The sequence below is a fragment of the Methylosinus sp. C49 genome, from assembly GCF_009936375.1.
Taxonomy (GTDB): domain Bacteria; phylum Pseudomonadota; class Alphaproteobacteria; order Rhizobiales; family Beijerinckiaceae; genus Methylosinus.
Genome location: NZ_AP022332.1, coordinates 954,519 through 973,316 on the forward strand (window position 1 = coordinate 954,519; position 18,798 = coordinate 973,316).

The 18,798-nt window shown below is 64.8% G+C and carries 14 protein-coding genes; 9 read left to right on the forward strand and 5 right to left on the reverse strand.

From position 1 onward, the window contains the following. The first annotated feature begins 61 nt into the window (after positions 1 to 61). The 3 genes from otsB to otsA are packed head-to-tail and all read left to right on the forward strand — an operon-like array spanning position 62 to position 4,007. The gene (gene otsB / locus GYH34_RS04450) at positions 62 to 811 is read left to right on the forward strand and encodes a trehalose-phosphatase (RefSeq protein WP_161912534.1); all 750 of its coding nucleotides are present in this window, start codon (positions 62 to 64) and stop codon (positions 809 to 811) included. Continuing rightward, positions 808 to 2,622, forward strand: a complete 1,815-nt coding sequence (locus GYH34_RS04455; protein WP_161912535.1) for a glycoside hydrolase family 15 protein — start codon at positions 808 to 810, stop codon at positions 2,620 to 2,622. Before otsB ends, GYH34_RS04455 begins: the two co-directional genes overlap by 4 nt. Next, positions 2,619 to 4,007 carry an alpha,alpha-trehalose-phosphate synthase (UDP-forming) gene (otsA, locus tag GYH34_RS04460; protein ID WP_161912536.1) on the forward strand — a complete coding sequence of 463 codons (1,389 nt, stop codon included), beginning with the start codon at positions 2,619 to 2,621 and terminating at the stop codon, positions 4,005 to 4,007. Before GYH34_RS04455 ends, otsA begins: the two co-directional genes overlap by 4 nt. Positions 4,008 to 4,133: 126 nt before the next feature. Here the strand turns inward: otsA and typA are convergent, their stop codons facing one another. From typA to GYH34_RS04480, 4 genes are all read right to left on the reverse strand, one after another. Next, a complete protein-coding gene (typA, locus tag GYH34_RS04465) occupies positions 4,134 to 5,954 on the reverse strand; it encodes a translational GTPase TypA (protein ID WP_161912537.1) in 1,821 nt (606 codons plus the stop codon). A 184-nt stretch (positions 5,955 to 6,138) separates the two neighbouring features. Continuing rightward, on the reverse strand, positions 6,139 to 7,059 hold the full coding sequence (locus GYH34_RS04470) for an OmpA family protein (protein WP_161912538.1): 921 nt from the start codon (positions 7,057 to 7,059) through the stop codon (positions 6,139 to 6,141). A 113-nt stretch (positions 7,060 to 7,172) separates the two neighbouring features. Then, the gene (locus tag GYH34_RS04475; RefSeq protein ID WP_244635272.1) at positions 7,173 to 8,510 is read right to left on the reverse strand and encodes a TAXI family TRAP transporter solute-binding subunit; all 1,338 of its coding nucleotides are present in this window, start codon (positions 8,508 to 8,510) and stop codon (positions 7,173 to 7,175) included. 157 nt (positions 8,511 to 8,667) lie between these two features. Then, positions 8,668 to 9,915 (reverse strand): argininosuccinate synthase, encoded by a 1,248-nt coding sequence (locus GYH34_RS04480; protein WP_161912540.1) that lies wholly within the window; start codon positions 9,913 to 9,915, stop codon positions 8,668 to 8,670. Between the two features lie 132 nt (positions 9,916 to 10,047). Between GYH34_RS04480 and GYH34_RS04485 the strand changes: the two genes are divergently transcribed. From GYH34_RS04485 to GYH34_RS04505, 5 genes are all read left to right on the forward strand, one after another. Then, positions 10,048 to 10,488: a transcriptional repressor gene (locus GYH34_RS04485; protein ID WP_161912541.1), complete on the forward strand. Its 441-nt coding sequence runs from the start codon at positions 10,048 to 10,050 to the stop codon at positions 10,486 to 10,488. A 380-nt stretch (positions 10,489 to 10,868) separates the two neighbouring features. Further along, a complete protein-coding gene (locus GYH34_RS04490) occupies positions 10,869 to 12,812 on the forward strand; it encodes a PrkA family serine protein kinase (RefSeq protein ID WP_161912542.1) in 1,944 nt (647 codons plus the stop codon). Between the two features lie 37 nt (positions 12,813 to 12,849). Continuing rightward, entirely contained in the window at positions 12,850 to 14,157 is a 1,308-nt protein-coding gene (locus GYH34_RS04495) for a YeaH/YhbH family protein (protein WP_161912543.1), read from the forward strand. Continuing rightward, complete coding sequence (locus GYH34_RS04500; protein WP_161912544.1) at positions 14,157 to 15,680, forward strand: SpoVR family protein; 1,524 nt, start codon at positions 14,157 to 14,159, stop codon at positions 15,678 to 15,680. Before GYH34_RS04495 ends, GYH34_RS04500 begins: the two co-directional genes overlap by 1 nt. Before the next feature lie 228 nt (positions 15,681 to 15,908). Continuing rightward, on the forward strand, positions 15,909 to 16,529 hold the full coding sequence (locus GYH34_RS04505) for a TetR/AcrR family transcriptional regulator (protein ID WP_161912545.1): 621 nt from the start codon (positions 15,909 to 15,911) through the stop codon (positions 16,527 to 16,529). On the opposite strand, the gene GYH34_RS04510 is transcribed toward GYH34_RS04505, so the two are convergent. Continuing rightward, complete coding sequence (locus GYH34_RS04510) at positions 16,526 to 18,091, reverse strand: ClC family H(+)/Cl(-) exchange transporter (protein ID WP_161912546.1); 1,566 nt, start codon at positions 18,089 to 18,091, stop codon at positions 16,526 to 16,528. The genes GYH34_RS04505 and GYH34_RS04510 overlap by 4 nt on opposite strands. Before the next feature lie 207 nt (positions 18,092 to 18,298). On the opposite strand from GYH34_RS04510, the gene GYH34_RS04515 reads away from it, so the two are divergent. Next, entirely contained in the window at positions 18,299 to 18,778 is a 480-nt protein-coding gene (locus GYH34_RS04515) for a DUF2852 domain-containing protein (protein ID WP_161912547.1), read from the forward strand. Positions 18,779 to 18,798: the final 20 nt, after the last annotated feature.

Genomic DNA, 18,798 nt, shown 5'->3' on the forward strand with positions numbered 1-18,798 from the left:
CATTCGACATGAGCATGAAAGGTCGCTGCGGCAAGAGGCGGCCAGAGGGGACGCTCGAATAATGTTGCCAAATGTCGACGATATCGGTCGCTTCGCGCTGTTTCTCGATCTCGACGGCACGGTCGCGGAAATCGCCGAGCGGCCGGAAGCCGTGCAGGTCGATGCGGCGACGATCGAGCTTCTCGGCGCTTTGCGGCGCGCGGCCGGCGATGCGCTGGCCGTCGTCTCCGGCCGCGACATCGCCGTCATCGACGCCCTGCTAAGCCCGTTGCGGCTTCCCGTCGCCGGAGTGCATGGACTGCAGCGGCGCGACGCCGCTGGCCGCATGCATGGCGCCGCTGCAGCCGGCGGCGATCTCGACTCTGTCTTTCGATTCATCACGGCCGAGATCGGCGGCGAGGAGGGCGTTGTCGTCGAGCGCAAGACGGGCGCGGTCGCGCTGCATTATCGTCTTCGCCCAGAGCTCGAGGAGAAATGCCGCGCCATCGCCGAGCGCGCGGCGCGCGAGCGTCCCGATCTCGAGATTCTGCCGGGCAAGAAGGTTTTCGAGATTCGTCTGCAAGGGGCGGACAAGGGCGACGTCATAGAGGCCTTCTCGAAAGAAGCGCCGTTTCGTGGCCGAATGCCGATTTTCGCCGGCGACGACGTGACCGACGAGGTCGCCTTCAGCGCCGTCAACGCGCTCGGCGGCCTCTCCATCAAAGTGGGGAGAAGCGCCACACTGGCGCGCTATAGAGCGGCGGACTTGCGCGAGTTGCACCGCTGGCTCGCCGATCTCGCGCGCGCATCGCAAGCGGAGCGCGCGAGATGAGCGACGCGCAGCATCAGGAGCGCAAGGTCAGCGATCTCGAGCTCGGCGTGGTCGGCAATTGCTCTTTCGCCGCGCTCATCGATCGCGACGCCAGCGTCGTGTGGTGCTGCCTGCCGCGTTTCGACGGCGATCCGGTGTTCCACAGCCTGCTCGGCTCGCCGCCGGACATGGAGGATGGCGGCTTCTTCGCGATCGATCTCGAGGATCGGGTTCACAGCGAGCAGGATTATTGCGGCAACACGGCGGTGCTCGAGACTGTGCTGCATGGCAAGCAGGGCTCTGTGCGCGTCACCGATTTCGCGCCGCGCTTCTTCTGGCGCGATCGCCTCTATCATCCCAATATGCTGATCCGCCGGTTGACGCCGGTGTCCGGCACGCCGCGCATTCGCATTCGGCTGCGTCCGCGCTACGATTATGGCGCGGCTCTTCCCAGCCTCACCTTCGGCTCGCATCATATTCGTTATGTCGGCCCGCATTCGGTTTTGCGGCTCACCACCAATGCGCCGCTCGATTATGTGCGCGAGGAGACGTTGTTCAATCTGAGCAGCCCTGTCGATCTCGTGCTCGGCCCGGACGAGACATTGCACGAGGGCATTGCGCATACGGCGCGCAATTTCGAGGAGCGCACGCGCGATTATTGGCGGCGCTGGGTGCATCGTCTGGCGATACCATTCGAATGGCAGAGCGCGGTGCTACGAGCTGCGATCACGTTGAAGCTCTGCACATATGAAGGGACCGGCGCCATCGTCGCGGCGCTGACGACGAGCATTCCCGAGGCGCCTGGCACGCAGCGCAATTGGGATTATCGCTATTGTTGGGTGCGCGACGCTTATTTCGTGGTGCGCGCGCTCAATCGCATGGCGGCGATGCGCAAGATGGAGAATTACTTTGATTGGCTGATGAATATCGTCGCCTCGGCGGCGGGATCGCATATTCAGCCGGTCTATGGGCTCGGACTCGAATCAGAGCTCACCGAGCGCATCATCCCCGATCTTCCCGGCTATCGCGGCATGGGGCCGGTGCGCGTCGGCAATCAGGCCTATCAGCATTTCCAACACGATTCCTACGGGAATGTGATTCTCGGCGTCGCGCAGGCCTTTCTCGACCGGCGCCTGCTGTCGCCGCCGACGCGCATGGATTTCCTGCGCCTCGAGGATATGGGCCGGCAGGCTCTCGCCTGCTACGACAAGCCCGATGCGGGAATGTGGGAGCTGCGCTCGCGCGCGCGCATTCATACGACGTCCAGCCTCATGTGCTGGGCGGCGGCCGATCGGCTCGCACGCATCGCCGATTACATCGGCGAGCCGGAGCGCGCGCGCGATTGGCGCATCGAGGCGGAGCGCATCAAGCAGGTGATTCTCGAGCGGGCCTGGTCGCAGAAGCGCCAAGCCTTCGTCGAATCGCTCGATGGCGAGCATCTGGACGCTGGCGTGCTGCTGATGACGGAGGTCGGCTTCATCGATCCGAATGATCCGCGCATGGTCTCGACGCTCGAGCAGATCGAATCTGCGCTCGGCCGCGGCGCGCATATGATGCGCTATGAGGCGGCCGATGATTTCGGCGAGCCGACGACCGCCTTCACCACTTGCTCTTTCTGGCGCATCGATGCGCTCGCCCGCATGGGGCGGCGCGAGGAGGCGCGCGACTATTTCGAGGCGCTGCTCGCCCAGCGGAATCGGCTCGGCATGATGTCCGAGGACATAGACGTCAAAACCGGCGAAGCCTGGGGAAACTATCCGCAGACCTATTCCATGGTCGGCGTCATCAACTGCGCCATGAGGCTGTCGCGTTCTTGGGAGAAAGCTATATGAAACGCCTCGTCGTCGTCTCCAACCGCGTCGCCGATCCCGGCTGCAGCCAGGCCGCAGGCGGACTTTCCGTCTGCATTCTCGACGCATTGCGCAAGCGCGGCGGCGTATGGTTCGGCTGGAATGGCGAGATCGTGCCGGATGAAGCGGATATCGATGTATCGCGCGTGAAATTCGACGAGCTGACGCTTGCGACCATGCCGCTCAGCGAGCGCGACTATCGCGATTATTATCTCGGTTTCGCCAATGCGGCGCTCTGGCCCGTGCATCATTACAGGCTCGATCTCGCGCGTTTCACGCAAGAGGCGATCGACGGCTATCGCCGCGTCAATGATCGCTTCGCGGAAAAGCTCGCGCCCATGCTGAAGAGCAATGATCTCGTCTGGGTGCATGACTATCATTTCATACCGCTCGGCGCGGCGCTGCGCGAGCGCGGCGTCTCCAATCGCATCGGCTTTTTTCTGCATATTCCGTTTCCGCCGCCGGATGTGCTCTGCGCCATGCCGGAGCACGAATGGCTGATGAGCGCGCTCGTTGAATATGATCTCGTAGGCTTTCAGACGAAGACCGATCAAGCCAATTTCTTGCGCTTCATGTGCGACTTCATGCAGGGCGAGATGCTGACGCCCGATCTCGTGCGCGTCGGCGGCAAGACGGTGACGGCGTCTGTCTTTCCTGTCGGCATCGACGTCGATTCTTTCGCCGCCATGGCGGAGAGCCCGAGCGCGGCGAAGCGCATCGAGAGGCTGCATCGCGCTGGCGAGCCGCGCATAAATGTCATCGGCGTCGATCGGCTGGACTACACCAAAGGCTTGCCGGATCGCTTGCGCTCGTTCAAGCGCCTGCTCGAAATCTATCCGCAGAATTGCAAGGCGGTGACGCTGATGCAGATCGCGCCGCCGACGCGCGAGGATGTGCAGGCCTATGCCGATATTCGCCACGAGCTGGAGGCGCTGTCCGGCGAGATCAACGGGCAGTTCGGCGATTTCGACTGGACGCCGGTGCGCTATCTGCATCGCCGCGTCGATCGCGACACTCTGGCGGCGCTCTATCGCGGCTCACAAGTGGGGCTGGTGACGCCTCTGCGCGACGGCATGAATCTCGTCGCCAAGGAATATGTCGTGGCGCAGGACGCCGAGAATCCCGGCGTGCTGGTGCTGTCGCGCTTCGCCGGCGCGGCGGAGGAGCTGCAGGAAGCGCTGATCGTCAATCCTTATGACGCCGACGAGGTCGCCAATGCGATGCAGAGGGCGATCGTGATGCCGCTCGCCGAACGCAAGCAGCGACATGCGGCGCTGCTTGCGCGCGTGCGCAAGCATGATTCTTTCAATTGGATGGATGGATATTTGCGCGCGCTCAGCTCATGCAGAATGCCGCTGGCGGCGTGACGAGGCGGCCCAGAAACATCATCGAAAGACACGGCGCGGACCCTCATCCGCCCCTCGCTTCGCTGACGCGAGGGCTCCCTTCTCCCGCAAGCGGGAGAAGGGAGAACACCGAGTGGTCGGAAGCTATTACGCCACCGCGGCCGATTTGCCGCGGGCGCGCTTGCGCTCATTGGGGTCGAGGTAGGTCTTGCGCAGGCGGATCGACTTGGGCGTGATCTCGACCAGCTCGTCGTCCTCGATATAGGCGAGCGCCTTCTCCAGCGTCATTTTGATCGGCGGGGTGAGGCGCACGGCCTCGTCCTTGCCGGCGGCGCGGATGTTGGTCAGCTGCTTGCCCTTGAGGACGTTGATCTCGAGGTCGTTGTCGCGCGTATGCTCGCCGACGATCATGCCGCGATAGACCTTCCAGCCCGGCTCGATCATCATCGGGCCGCGATCCTCGAGCTTCCACATGGCGTAGGCGACGGCCTCGCCCTGCTCATTGGAGATCAGCACGCCATTGCGTCGGCCGGCGATCTCGCCCTTATAGCCCGCATATTCGTGGAACAGGCGGTTCATGATCGCCGTGCCGCGCGTGTCGGTGAGCAGCTCGCCCTGATAGCCGATGAGGCCGCGCGTCGGCGCATGGAAGACGAGACGCAGGCGATTGCCGCCCGAGGGGCGCATCTCGATCATCTCGGCCTTGCGCTCGGACATTTTCTGCACGACGACGCCGGAATGCTCCTCGTCGACGTCGATCACGACCTCCTCGATCGGCTCCAATATCTCGCCGGCCTCGTCCTTCTGGAACACGACCTTGGGGCGGGAGACGCCGAGCTCGAAGCCCTCGCGGCGCATGGTCTCGATCAGAATGGCGAGCTGCAATTCGCCGCGGCCGGAGACGATGAAGCTCTCGCCGCCGGGCGAATCCTCGACGCGAAGCGCCACATTGCCCTCGGCCTCCTTGAACAGGCGGGCGCGGATCATGCGGCTCGTGACCTTGTCGCCCTCGGTGCCGGCGAGCGGCGAATCATTGACGAGGAAGGTCATGGAGAGCGTCGGCGGGTCGATCGGCTGCGCCTGCAGCGGCTCGTTGACCTCGAGCGCGCAGAGCGTGTCGGCGACATTGTATTTCTCGAGGCCGGCGATGGCGACGATATCGCCCGCCTCCGCCTCTTCGATCGGCTGGCGCTCGATGCCGCGGAAGGCGAGAATCTTGGAGACGCGGCCCTGCTCGACGATTTTGCCGGAGCGGTCCAGCACCTTCACCGCCTGATTGGGCTTCACGCTGCCGGCGAAGACGCGGCCGGTGATGATGCGGCCGAGATATGGGTTCGCCTCGAGCAGCGTGCCGAGCATGCGGAAGCCGCCTTCCTCGATTCTAGGCTCCGGCACATGCTTGATGACGAGATCGAAGAGCGGGGCCATGCCGTCCTGCGGGCCCGTCGGCTCCTCGGCCATCCAGCCCTGCTTGGCGGAACCGTAGATGATCGGGAAATCGAGCTGCTCGTCGGTGGCGTCCAGCGCGGCGAAGAGGTCGAACACCTCATTCACCACCTCGCTGATGCGGGCGTCGGGCTTATCGACCTTGTTGATGGCCACGATCGGCTTCAGGCCGATCTTCAGCGCCTTGCCGACGACGAATTTGGTCTGCGGCATCGGGCCTTCGGCCGCATCCACCAGCACGATGGCGCCGTCGACCATGGAGAGGATTCGCTCCACCTCGCCGCCGAAATCGGCGTGGCCGGGGGTGTCGACGATATTGATGCGCGTGTCCTTCCAGGCGATGGAGGTCGCCTTGGCCATAATGGTGATGCCGCGCTCTTTCTCGAGATCATTGCTGTCCATCACCCGCTCGGCGACACGCTGATTCTCGCGGAAGGCGCCCGATTGCCGGAGCAGCTGGTCGACGAGCGTCGTCTTGCCGTGGTCGACGTGGGCGATGATGGCGATGTTACGCAGCTTCATGGGGTAGGGCCGATCGGTTCGCGGGCGAAGCGCGGCCCGGCGCACCTTTCGGGGCGCGAGGCGGACCGCGGCTTTTTGCAGTGCGGCATCTCATACAGGAGCGCGGCGCGAATGGGAAGCGTGGCGGCAAGGGTTGTCGGATCCTCGCTCGACGCCGGTCCCGCTCGAGGCTGGAGCCGCCTCATCAGGGGCCGGAGAAGCGTTCCGGCGGCGTCGCCCGGATGAAATCCCCGATAGACGAGGACATTCCGACGCCATAGGTCACGCCCGTCTCGATCCGCTCATAGACATTGTCGATCCCTCTCGGGGTCTCGATGGTGATCCAATTGACGGAATGGCTCCCGGCGCCCGCGGTGGTGAAACGGGACCAGCAGCCGAACTGCCACACCGCCATCGGCTTTTCGGTGGTGAAATCATTCCACGGGCCATGGGTGGTCACGGATCCCGAAGGCAGGGACGGAAGCCCCACGCCGAGTCCAAGGCCGATATAGGCATACATGCAGGCGATGTTGTTGGTCGTGTCCCAGACGGTGAAAGCGGCGAAATCGACCAATGGGCCGCCGCCGAGCTTGAATCGCTTGAATTTCGCGAGCCGCGAGGCGTGGGAGGCGGAGACGGCCGTCACCATGGCGATCCGGAATTTTTGGCTGAGCTTCGGCCGGGGCGGGACTTTTTTCGGCGGCCTCGGATCGGTTTTGAGCTTGGGCATGATCCAGAGCCGCACGGCGCGGTCGCGCTCATCGTCCAGCGCGTGCGCCTGGGCTTCTTCCTCGCCGACGGCGTTGGGCTCGATCTGGCTCGCGTCCACGCCGTGATCGAGGAGATAGGCCTGGACCGTCCCCACCCGGACCATGGAGGTCTCCATGTTCCAGGCGTTCGCCCCGATGCGGCTCGCCGAGCCGGTCATCCAGACGAATCCGTGATCATGCTCGAGAAGCGGCACGACGCGCTCGGCCAGAAATTTCTGGTGCTCCGTCTTCAGTGGACGAAACTTGCGCTTGTCGAAGTCGTCGAAGTCGAAATTGTAGAGCAGGGCCTTCAACATGCCGGCGCCGCTGAAATTCTGGTCGATCTCGACCTTGCCGGGACCCGTGGGTCGAAACATCGCGCGCTCCATTCGATCGTGAAAAAAATTTGCGCGGGGAAAAGCTCCGCGCCACGGTCGAATTATGCGAGCGTCGCCCGGCCAGACTGTGCGCTGGCGCACAGTCGCCGGCCCTATTCCGCGATGCGGATATTTTTGAGCGGCGTCACCGTGGCCGCGCTCTTCGCCTCGCAGAGCGTGCGGCGGCGGTCCTGGATCGCGAGCCGCGCCTGGTCCAGCGCCAGCGAGACGACATGCAGCGCGGTACCGTCCATATTGCGCAGGCGCAGATCGGCGACGGAGCTGACCAGCGCCTGGTCCAGCTCGCGCTCATAGCTGTCGAGCTCGGCGAAGTCCTGGGCGGCGCGGGCGGCGGGCAGAATCTCGAGCAGGCGCTCGATCAGCTGCTCGGAGCGCTGATGCGTCTTTGTCCGCATGCGGCTGGCGAGCGCCGCCGCGGCGGAGCCCAAGAGCGAGGCGAGCATCGCGCCGAGATAGAAGAAGTCGCTGTATTTGTCGAAAAATCCGCGTTCGTTGCCGTCGATGAAGTCGATCGCGCCCTGATGCGCGGGGACCGCCGCATCCTTGTCGGTGGAGGGCGCCTCGATATTATTGGCGAGCGGCGCGAGCGCGGCGATGGTCGATCTATGGGTGAGGAACTGGCGCGTCGCCTCGCCGGCGACGCTCGCCGGAATCGACGCACGCCCGACGAGCAGGACGGCGACGCTGGTGGTCTCCAGCGCCTTCTCCGGGCGCGGCGGGTCGCCGCCGAAGGCCCCATGGACGATTTCGGTCGATTCGAGCGTCGGATAGCGCTTGGCGATGGCCTGGGCTTCCGACACGGGGAGAAAGACCGGTGGCTTTCCGGCGCCGGCGACGATCTGGTGGATGATCTCGCTCGCCGGGCCGATCTGCGGAACGGCGACCAGAAATATGGCGTCCACCTTGCGTGCCCGCAGCGCCGCCTCGACCTCCCCCGGCTGGAGCGGGACTGTCGCAAAGCCTGGCTCGGGAATGTCATATTGAGCCAGGATTGTCCCGAGCAGCCGGACATTGCCGCGCCCGCCGACGATCTCCTGAACGACGCCGATTCTCTTGCCGCGCAGATCGCCGACGCGCTTGATCTTGGAGCCGCTCGGCGCGACCAGCACGGCGGCGTTGCGATGCAGGATGACGATGGCCTGTGCCGAGGGCGGCAGCGCGTCGCTGCGCGCCACTGCGAGATCGGCCGCGCCTTGCTCGAGCGCGGCCGACGCCGCGGCCGAGTCGGCGACCGGCACGACCTTCAGCCGAACTGGCTCGTGCTGATGCGAGAATGCCTGCGCCGCCGCGACGAGCAGGCGGTGGTCCTGCGCGCCCTGGGCGACGGCGACCCGCAGCTCCGTCGGGCGGTTGTAGAGATACAGCGCTGTCGCCGCCCCGCCGACGAGGGCGAGGCAGATGATCAGCGCCACGAGAATGGTTCGCAGCATGGGATCAGCCTCGGTTGCGAAGCCGAACTTCCTCATATAGTGCGACCGTTTCTCGATTTATCGAAGGCGAAGTCGTGGAGGCTGGAGCCTTTCCGGTCCAGAGCGTTTCCGGCCCATGTCGGAACGGAAACGCAACTTTCCGGCAGAAGCCGAGAGGCTAGGGCTTGTCCTTCGCGCCGCGGGCGTTGCGCTTGGCCAAGGTGCGCAGGCGCAGCGCATTGAGCTTGATGAAGCCTTCGGCGTCGCGATGGTCATAGGCCACCGCGCCCTCCTCGAAGGTGACGAGCTCCTTGTCGTAGAGCGAGTAGGGGCTCTCGCGGCCGACGACATGGACAGAGCCCTTGTAGAGCTTCAGCCGCACGCGGCCGGTGACCAGCTCCTGGCTCTTGTCGATCAAGGCCTGCAGCATCTCGCGCTCCGGGGCGAACCAGAAGCCGTTGTAGATCAGCTCGGCGTATTTCGGCATGATCTCGTCTTTGAGATGCGCCGCGCCGCGGTCCAGCGTCACGCTCTCTATGCCGCGATGGGCGATGAGCAGAATGGCGCCGCCGGGAGTTTCATACATGCCGCGCGACTTGATGCCGACGAAGCGGTTCTCGACGAGATCGAGCCGCCCTATGCCATGGGCGCGGCCGAGCTCGTTGAGCTTGGTCAGCAGCGCCGCCGGCGAGAGCGCCACGCCATCGACGGCGACGGCGTCGCCCTTCTCGAAATCGACGGTGACATATTGCGGGACATCCGGCGCCTTTTCGGGATCGATGGTGCGGGAATAGACATAATCCGGCACTTCCTCCGCCGGATCCTCGAGCACCTTGCCCTCCGAAGAGGTGTGCAGAAGATTGGCGTCGACCGAGAAGGGCGCGTCGCCGCGCTTGTCCTTGGCGATCGGAATCTGGTTCTTCTCCGCGAAATCGATGAGCGCGGTGCGGGAGGTCAGGTCCCATTCGCGCCAGGGGGCGATGACCGTGATGTCCGGCTCCAGCGCGTAATAGCCGAGCTCGAAGCGGACCTGGTCGTTGCCTTTGCCGGTGGCGCCGTGGCAGACGGCGTCGGCGCCGAGCCGGCGGGCGATCTCGATCTGCTTCTTGGCGATGAGCGGGCGGGCGATCGAGGTTCCGAGCAGATAGAGCCCCTCATATTGGGCGTTGGCGCGGAACATGGGGAAGACGAAATCGCGGACGAACTCCTCGCGCAGATCCTCGATGAAGATGTGCTCGGGCTTGACGCCCAGCAGCTCGGCCTTGGCGCGGGCGGGCTCCAATTCCTCGCCCTGGCCGAGATCGGCGGTGAAGGTCACCACCTCGCAGCCATAGGTCGTCTGCAGCCATTTGAGGATGATCGAGGTGTCGAGGCCGCCGGAATAGGCGAGAACGACGCGTTTGATGTCTTTCTTGGAGCGGGTCATTCGAGATACTTACTTCTTTCGGCGCCGCCTCGCGCGGGCGCGCATCGCGCCGCGACTATAGAGACGCGCCGCGCGCGCGCAAGCCGGCGCGGGCGCTCTCGTCAGGACGGCCGCGGCGCGCTACAATGTCCCATGACCACCAAGCGAGCGGCGCCGGGGACGACGGCGCGGGGCCTCACGCCGGCGCGCCGCGCCGCGCTGGATATTCTCACCAAGGCGAACCGGCCGGTCGGCGCCTATGAGATGATCGATCTTCTCGCCGACGAGAGCGGCAAGCGCCCGGCTCCGATCTCGGTCTATCGGGCGCTCGGCTATCTGCTGGACCAGGGCCTCGCGCATCGGCTGGCCTCCCGCAACGCTTTCGTCGTCTGCGGCCATGCGCATGAGGCCGGCGAGCCGGTGATCTTCCTCATTTGCGACGAATGCGGCGAGGTGAGCGAGGCGACGAGCCCGGAGCTGACGCGCGGCCTCGCCGGCCTCACCGCGGCGGCCGGCTTCCAGCCGCGCACGCGCGTCGTCGAGATCGCGGGCCTGTGCGGACGCTGCGCCGCAGCGGAGGGAAAAGCGGGCTGAGCTGCTCCTTCTCGAGAACTTTACCATCGGGAAAAGGATTGGTGTCGACGCGGCCCCCGAACTTCGCCAATATCAGCGATCGCGCCCCAGTTGATATCGACGGCCCGCGTGGAGCGATATCGGCGCGCGCGTGATGCGGACGCTCTCGGCGACGAGGGAATCGCAACTGTTACGTCTACCCTGAGCAGACTTCGATGCTCATATGACAGGAGACGAGCTTCCCGCCGCGACCGGCACAAACCTTGCCTCGAATGCCCTGAGCTCGGTCTTTTGGCCATCGACAGGGGTGGGGCGGTCGACGGCGAAGACGAGAGGGCGGCCGATGGATTTCGAGCCGTCTCGGGAATCGTGAGCCATAGCGCTCCAGCGACAGGTGCCCCATGACGAACTCCGACGTTTTTGCGGATTTTGCGAGGTCCTACAGAGGCAGAAGAGCCGTCGAGATGACGCTCTCCGAATACCTCGATCTATGCCGCGAGAATCCGAAGACCTATGCGAGCGCAGCGGAGCGCATTCTCGACGCGATCGGCGAGCCGGAGCTGATCGACACCTCGCGCGACCCGAGGCTCGGCCGCATCTTCATGAATCGCACCATCCGCGTCTATCCGGCCTTCGCCGAATTCTTCGGCATGGAGGAGACGATCGAGCGGATCGTCAGCTTCTTCCGCCATGCGGCGCAGGGGCTCGAGGAGCGCAAGCAGATCCTCTATCTGCTCGGTCCTGTCGGCGGCGGCAAATCCTCCCTCGCCGAGCGCCTGAAGGCGCTGATGGAGATCGATCCCATCTATGTGCTCAAGGCCGGCGACGAGCTTTCGCCCGTCTTCGAGAGCCCGCTCGGCCTCTTCGATCCGGCGACGGCGGGCGACATGCTCGAGCAGAGCTACGGCATTCCGCGCCGGCGCCTCAACGGGCTGATGAGCCCCTGGTGCCTCAAGCGTCTCGACGAGTTCGGCGGCGACATCACCAAATTCTCCGTGGTGAAGATCACGCCATCGCGCCTGCGCCAGATCGGCATCGCCAAGACCGAGCCGGGCGACGAGAATAATCAGGACATCTCCTCGCTCGTCGGCAAGGTGGACATTCGCAAGCTCGAGAATCTCGCGCAGGCGGACCCGGACGCCTACAGCTATTCCGGCGGCCTCAACCGCGCCAATCAGGGCCTTCTCGAATTCGTCGAGATGTTCAAGGCGCCGATCAAGATGCTGCATCCTCTGCTGACGGCGACGCAGGAGGGAAATTACATCGGCACCGAGAATATCGGCGCAATTCCCTTCTCCGGCATCGTCATGGCCCATTCCAACGAGGCGGAGTGGCAGAGCTTCAAGAACAACCGCAACAATGAGGCCTTCATCGATCGCATCTATGTGATCAAGGTGCCTTATTGCCTGCGGGTGACGGAAGAGCAGCATATTTATGAGAAGCTGCTGCGCGGCTCCGAGCTCGCTGAGGCGAGCTGTGCGCCGAGCACGCTGGAGATGCTCGCCCGCTTCATCGTGCTCTCGCGCCTGAAGCCGCATGAGAACTCCAATCTCTTCTCCAAGATGCGCGTCTATGACGGCGAGAGCCTGCGCGAGGTGGACCCGCGCGCGCGCAGCATGCTCGAGTATAAGGACGCCGCCGGCGTCGACGAGGGCATGGACGGCTGCTCGACGCGCTTCGCCTTCAAGGTGCTGGCGGCGACCTTCAATCACGATACGGTCGAGGTCGCGGCCGACCCGGTGCATCTCATGTATGTGCTGGAGCAGTCGCTGCGCCGCGAGCAGATGCCGCCGGAGATCGAGAAGCGCTATCTCGAGTTCATCAAGGCCGAGCTCGCGCCGCGCTACGCAGAATTCATCGGCCATGAGATTCAGAAGGCCTATCTAGAGTCCTATCAGGATTACGGACAGAATCTCTTCGACCGTTATATCGACTATGCCGACGCCTGGATCGAGGATCAGGATTTCAAGGACCCGGACACGGGACAGCTGCTGGACCGCGACCTTTTGAACCAGGAGCTGACCAAGATCGAGAAGCCCGCGGGCATCGCCAATCCCAAGGACTTCCGCAATGAGGTGGTGAAGTTCGCGCTGCGCTGGCGCGCGGCCAACGAGGGGCGCAATCCCTCCTGGGCGAGCTATGAGAAGATCCGCGACGTCATCGAGCGGCGCATGTTCTCCCAGGTGGAGGAGCTGCTGCCGGTCATTTCATTCGGATCGAAAAAAGACACGCAGACAGAAAAAAAACATGCAGAATTCGTAAGCCGCATGATGGCCCGCGGCTATACGGAGCGTCAGGTGCGCCGTCTGGTCGAGTGGTACATGCGCGTAAAACAGGCCGGCTGATCGTAAGGCGAGCCGGTGAAGAACGGGTGATGGAACGATGCACATCGTCGATCGTCGGTTGAATCCCGGAGGCAAGAGCTTCGCGAACCGCCAGCGCTTTTTGCGCCGCGCCAAGGATATGGTGGAGAAGGCGGTTCGCGAGGCGAGCAAGGACCGAGCGATCGGCGATCTCGAGAGCCCCGGAGAGATTTCCATTCCCTCCGAGGGCACGCGCGAGCCCACATTCCGCCACACGCAGGGCTCGCGGCGCGATCTCGTGCTGCCCGGCAATAAGGATTATGTCGAGGGCGACCTCATCGAGCGCCCGCGCGGCGAAGGCGAGGGCGAAGGCGGGGGAGGTCAGGTCGGCCGCGGTGACGGGCAGGAGGACGCCTTTCGCTTCATCCTCTCGCGTGACGAATTTTTGAGCATCTTCCTCGATGATCTCGAGCTGCCCGATCTCGCCAAAAGGCGCGTCGCGCAAACAGAGAAAGAAGGTCTGCGCCGCGCCGGCTACACCACCACGGGCACGCCGGCCAATCTCGCGCTGCACCGCACGCTGCAAACCTCGCTCTCGCGGCGCATCGCGCTGAAGCGTCCCAAGCAATCGGCGATCGACGATCTCGAGAGCCGCCTCGTGGAGGCGCAGAGCCGCGACGACGCCGAATCCGAGCGCCTCGCCGCCGAGCTCGAGACGCTGCGCAACAAGCGGTCGCGCATTTCCTATCTCGATCCGATCGATCTGCGCTATCGCCGCTTCGAGCGTTTTCCCAAGCCCGTGACGCAGGCGGTGATGTTCTGCCTCATGGACGTCTCCGGCTCCATGACCGAGCATATGAAGGATCTCGCCAAACGCTTCTTCATGCTACTGCATGTGTTCTTGACGCGGCGCTACAAGCGCGTCGAGATCGTCTTCATCCGCCATACGGATCGCGCCGGCGAAGTGGACGAGGACACGTTCTTCCGCTCCGCCGAGACCGGCGGCACAATGGTCTCCTCCGCTCTGCAGGAGATGCTGAAGGTCATTCGCGAGCGCTATGATCCGGGCGTGTGGAACATCTACGCCGCGCAGGCCTCGGACGGCGACAATCTCTCCAGCGACAATCCGCAGACGCGCGAGCTTCTGCAGAACCAAATTCTGCCGCTGTGCCAATATTTCGCCTATGTGGAAGTGAGCGGGCCGAATACCGAGACGCATGGCTATGTGCCGCATCACGGGCAGAGCTCGCTATGGCTCACCTATGCCGCGCTGCAAAAGGAAAGCGAGAAATTCCAGATGCGTCGCGTCTCCCGGCGCGAGCATATCTATTCCGTGTTCCGGCAATTGTTCCAGCGGCGCGCGGCCAAGACGGCGGAGGTCGGCTGATGCGCGGCGAGCTGCTCTATGAAGGCAAGGATTGGGATTTCGGCACGATCCAGCGCATCCACGACGCGGTCGCGGACATTGCGCACAAGGAGCTCGGGCTCGATACATTCGCCAATCAGATCGAGATCATCACCGCCGAGCAGATGCTCGACGCCTACGCCTCGACCGGCATGCCGCTCTTCTACAAGCATTGGTCGTTCGGCAAGCGCTTCGCCCAGCACGAGGGCATTTATCGCATGGGGCTGCAGGGCCTCGCCTATGAGATCGTCATCAACGCCGATCCCTGCATCAGCTACATAATGGAGGAGAATTCCGCCACTATGCAGACGCTGGTGATCGCGCACGCCGCCTTCGGCCACAATCATTTCTTCAAGCATAATTACCAGTTCCGGCAATGGACCGATCCAGAAGGCATTCTGGATTATCTCTCCTTCGCCAAGGCCTATATCGCCAATTGCGAGGAGCGCTACGGCCATGCGGAGGTGGAGCGCCTGCTCGACGCCGCCCATGCGCTGATGCCGCAAGGCATAGACCGCTATCCGCGCAAGCGTCCCCTCAACCTCCATATGGAAGAAAAGCGCGAGCAGGATCGCAAGGAGGAGCGCGAGCGCGTCTATGACGATCTGTGGCGCACCGTCCCCGGCCGCGCGCATGGCGCGAAGCAATTGGCCGGCGACAAGCGTCGCGCCCTGCTCGGCCTGCCGCAAGAGAACATCCTCTATTTTCTCGAGAAGGCCGCGCCGCGTCTAAAGCCATGGCAGCGAGAGGTGCTGCGCATCGTGCGGCTCATCGCGCAATATTTCTATCCGCAGCAGCAGACCAAGGTGATGAACGAGGGCTGCGCCACCTATTGCCATTATCGCTTGCTCAATCGACTGCACGAGACGGGGCGGATCGACGACGGCAGCTTCCTCGAGTTTCTCACCTCGCACACCAACGCCACGCGGCAGCCCTTCTACGACAGCCCGTCCTACAATGGCGTCAATCCTTATGCGCTCGGCTTCGACATGATGCGCGATATAGAGCGCATCGTGCGCGAGCCCACCGAGGAGGACCGCTATTGGTTCCCCGAGATCGCCGGAACCGGCGATGCGATGGAGGTGCTGCGCCATGTCTGGGCGAATTACCGCGACGACAGCTTCATCGCGCAATTTCTGAGCCCGCGGCTCATTCGCAATTGGCGGCTGTTCCATGTCGTCGACGATCGCGAGCAGCCGCATCTCGAAGTGTCGTCGATCCATAATGAGCGCGGCTATCGCGATCTGCGCCGCAGCCTCGCCGCGCAATATGACGTCGGCGGCTATGCGCCGGACATTCAGATCGTCGATGTCGATCTCGCCGGCAATCGCAAGCTCGTGCTGCATCATCGCGTGCGCGACGGCAAGATGCTGGAGCTGACCAACGCCGCAATGGTGCTCGGCCATCTCGCCAATCTCTGGGGCTATGAGGTGCTCTTGCAGGAGATCGACGCCGGCACGGAGCAGGTGCTGAAGGAGCATATGGTGCGGCCGGAGGCGGGATGAGCTTCCGCCTCCTGGAGCCCCTCGTGCTTTTAAGACGCCCGCTATGCGGGCTCCTCAGCATGAGGGGTTGCTCTGGGTCACACAAGCGTGCCTCATGCTGAGGAGCGGCCGAAGGCCGCGTCTCGAAGCACGCCGCGCCTGACGGCTCGACTCTCGCGCGCCCACTTCCCTTCGACGTCCATCTGTGCGACGGCTGCGCGAACGCTTCGCCTCACGCATGCCGCACGAATGACCATCAAGCGCAAATATCACCATGGCGCCCTCAAGGAGGCGCTGGTCGAGGCTGCGCTCGAGCTGCTGGCGGAAGGCGGGCCGGCCAATCTCAGCCTCGGCGAGGCGGCCAAGCGCGTCGGCGTCACGGCGGCCGCGCCGTATCGTCATTTCGCCAGCCGCGAGGATTTGCTGAACGAGGTCGCCCGGCGCGGCTTTCTCTCCTTCGGCGCGGCGTTGGAAAAAGCCTGGGACGAAGGGCGGCCGGAGGCGGCGGCGGCCATGTGGCGCATGTGCGCGGCCTATCTCGCCTTCGCGCGTGAGGAGCCGGGCCTCTATGCCGCAATGTTCGGTTCGGCGGCGACGCTGGCGAGCGAGCCCTCCGCCGACGCCGCCGATCATGCGCTGGATATTCTGTGGCGCTCGGTGGTGGCTTTTCTCCAGCAGCGCGGGGTTCCGGCGCAGGGCGCGCGCAAGCTGGCGCTGCAACTCTGGGCGCTCGCCCATGGCGTCGCCATGCTGACCATCTCCGGCCATTTCGACCCCGCCAAGGGGCTCGATCCCGCCCCTGTGCTCGACGCGGCGGCGCGCAATCTCATGGAGTCCGCCATCCGCCGCGCAGAGGTCCCTTCGGCCTAAGTCTCCGCCCGCCGCGCGAGACGGGCGGAGCGCTCCTTCAGCGCGTCATAGATCGGCTCGTTGCGACAGATGGCGGCGATGGCCATGGCCGCGAAGCAGGCCGCCAGCATGGGCAGCAGCAGCTGGGAATTGTCGGTCATCTCGGTGATGAGGATCAGGCCGGTGAGCGGCGCCCGCACCACGGCGGCGAAAAACGAGGCCATGCCGATGAGCGCGAATTTCATTCCCATGGTCGGCCCATCCTCGCCCGGAATCACGAGGCCGAAAAAGAGCCCGATCTCGGCCCCCAGCGCCAGCAGCGGCGCGAACAGTCCGCCCGGCGTTCCCGCCGCATAGGAGACGACGCCGAGCGCGAAACGCAGTGCGAAGACCAGCGGCAGGGCGTCGAGCGCATAGGCGCCGTCCAGCGTCTTTTGCGTGAGATTATCGCCGCCGCCGACGAGATCGGGCGCGAGAAAGCCGATCGCGCCGACGCCGGCGCCGACCAGGGCGGCCTTCGCCTCCGCCGGCAAGGGCGAGCGATCGGCGAAGTCCAGCGCGCGGAGAATGGCGCGATTATAGGCGAGGCTGGCGAGCCCCGTCGCGGCGCCGAGCGCGAGGCCGAGCGGAACATCGAGCGGCCCGACAGGATAATGGGTCGCGACGCGCAATTCCGGCTCCGGCCCGAGCAGCAGCCGCACGACCGATATGGCGCCGACCGAAGCGCCGAGCGCTATGGTCGCATGGCGCATATCGAAGCGGCGCAGCAATTCCTCGAGCACGAAGGCCGCGCCGGCGAGCGGCGCGTTGAAGGCGGCGGCGAGCCCGGCTCCGGCGCCGGCGGCCAGCAGCGATTGCTGATCGCGCCAGTCATAGCGCAAATAGCGGCCGAACTGATGCGCGAGCGTCGCGCCCATCTGCACCGACGGCCCCTCGCGGCCGAGCGCGAGGCCGGCGCCCATCGCCAGCACGCCGCCGATGAATTTAACCGGCAGCAACAGCGGCGGGGAGGGCGGCTCCTCGCCGTCGATCACCGATTCGACATGCGGAATGCCGCTTCCCACCGCCGCCGGGACGAAACGACGCACGAGATTGGCCGCGAGCCCGGTGGCGAGCGCCGCGCCGGCGACCATGATCGCGAGGCCCAGAACGGGGCGCTCCGCGAACCAATCGGGAATGGCCATGCGCATCCGCCCGGCGGCGTCGAGGACGAGGCGGAACACGCCGCAAAGCGTTCCCACCGCGACCCCTGCGAGCAGCGAGACGGCGCCGAGCGGAAACAGGCCGCGCAATTCGGACGGCGGCGCGGGCGTCTCCGCGGTCGGCGCGGCGTCGGCGATATGGGATTCGATCACGACATCGCTGGTCTCGCCGAGCAGCAGCAGGCGCTCCGCTCCGGCGGCGGCGACCAGCGCCAGGCGGCGCGAGCGGCCGAGCGCCAGCACGACCGAGGCGGCGCGCGCGCGGCCCTTGCGCCTGCGGCGGCCGAAGGCGAGGCGGAACAGAAAAGGCAGCGCCGCGGCGCCGATGAGCGTCGCCAGAGCGAGGAGCGCGCTTGAGTCCTGGTCGGAAAAACCGGTCATGGAAACGATTCGCGGGAAAGGTCGCGGGCAGGATAGCGCGCCGCGGCGCGAGAGGCGAAATCAGCGGCGACGCGCGCCGGAGACGGAATCTTCGGCGGGCCCCTTGCGAAACAACAATGTTAATGTATGTTACATTCACATTGCGAAGGCGGCGCCCGGATCGTCCGCGCGCGCCTGCGATGAGCGAAGGAACTGGAGAGTCCGAACATGGGCTGTCATCGTCACTCCCGCATGCACGAATCTCACTATCGCTTCGGAGACGGCGGACGGCCATGGAAGCCGCTCGAGCTGCTGGCGATGGTTCTGGGCTTCATCGTCTTCTGGCCGATCGGCCTCGCCATCGTGCTCTTCAAGGTGTGGCAGCGGAAGATGGGCTACGAGGGCGATCTCTTCGCCTTCGCGCAGGAGCGCGCGGCCGATGTCCAGGCCCGCTGGAAAGATGCGACCGGCCAGCCCGGCCCGACGGGCGGCTGGCGTGGTCCGGGTTTCATGCGCTCCTCGGGCAATGTCGCCTTCGACGATTGGCGCGAGAGCGAGCTCGCCCGTCTCGAGGAGGAGCGCCGCAAGCTCGCCGAGGCCGAGCGCGAGTTCGCCGAGCATATAGAGGAGCTGCGCCGCGCGCGTGATCGCGCGGAATTCGAATCCTTCATGCGCGCGCGCCGGGATCGCGGCGAGCCGCAGAGCTGACCCATTTTGCGAGATGGGCG

Excerpts from the sequence above, each read along its gene's own strand:
- otsB (WP_161912534.1), top strand. The coding sequence starts at position 62 with ATGTTGCCAAATGTCGACGATATCGGTCGCTTCGCGCTGTTTCTCGAT.
- GYH34_RS04455 (WP_161912535.1), top strand. The coding sequence starts at position 808 with ATGAGCGACGCGCAGCATCAGGAGCGCAAGGTCAGCGATCTCGAGCTC.
- otsA (WP_161912536.1), top strand. The coding sequence starts at position 2,619 with ATGAAACGCCTCGTCGTCGTCTCCAACCGCGTCGCCGATCCCGGCTGC.
- typA (WP_161912537.1), bottom strand. The coding sequence starts at position 5,954 with ATGAAGCTGCGTAACATCGCCATCATCGCCCACGTCGACCACGGCAAG.
- GYH34_RS04470 (WP_161912538.1), bottom strand. The coding sequence starts at position 7,059 with ATGTTTCGACCCACGGGTCCCGGCAAGGTCGAGATCGACCAGAATTTC.
- GYH34_RS04475 (WP_244635272.1), bottom strand. The coding sequence starts at position 8,510 with ATGCTGCGAACCATTCTCGTGGCGCTGATCATCTGCCTCGCCCTCGTC.
- GYH34_RS04480 (WP_161912540.1), bottom strand. The coding sequence starts at position 9,915 with ATGACCCGCTCCAAGAAAGACATCAAACGCGTCGTTCTCGCCTATTCC.
- GYH34_RS04485 (WP_161912541.1), top strand. The coding sequence starts at position 10,048 with ATGACCACCAAGCGAGCGGCGCCGGGGACGACGGCGCGGGGCCTCACG.
- GYH34_RS04490 (WP_161912542.1), top strand. The coding sequence starts at position 10,869 with ATGACGAACTCCGACGTTTTTGCGGATTTTGCGAGGTCCTACAGAGGC.
- GYH34_RS04495 (WP_161912543.1), top strand. The coding sequence starts at position 12,850 with ATGCACATCGTCGATCGTCGGTTGAATCCCGGAGGCAAGAGCTTCGCG.
- GYH34_RS04500 (WP_161912544.1), top strand. The coding sequence starts at position 14,157 with ATGCGCGGCGAGCTGCTCTATGAAGGCAAGGATTGGGATTTCGGCACG.
- GYH34_RS04505 (WP_161912545.1), top strand. The coding sequence starts at position 15,909 with ATGACCATCAAGCGCAAATATCACCATGGCGCCCTCAAGGAGGCGCTG.
- GYH34_RS04510 (WP_161912546.1), bottom strand. The coding sequence starts at position 18,091 with ATGACCGGTTTTTCCGACCAGGACTCAAGCGCGCTCCTCGCTCTGGCG.
- GYH34_RS04515 (WP_161912547.1), top strand. The coding sequence starts at position 18,299 with ATGGGCTGTCATCGTCACTCCCGCATGCACGAATCTCACTATCGCTTC.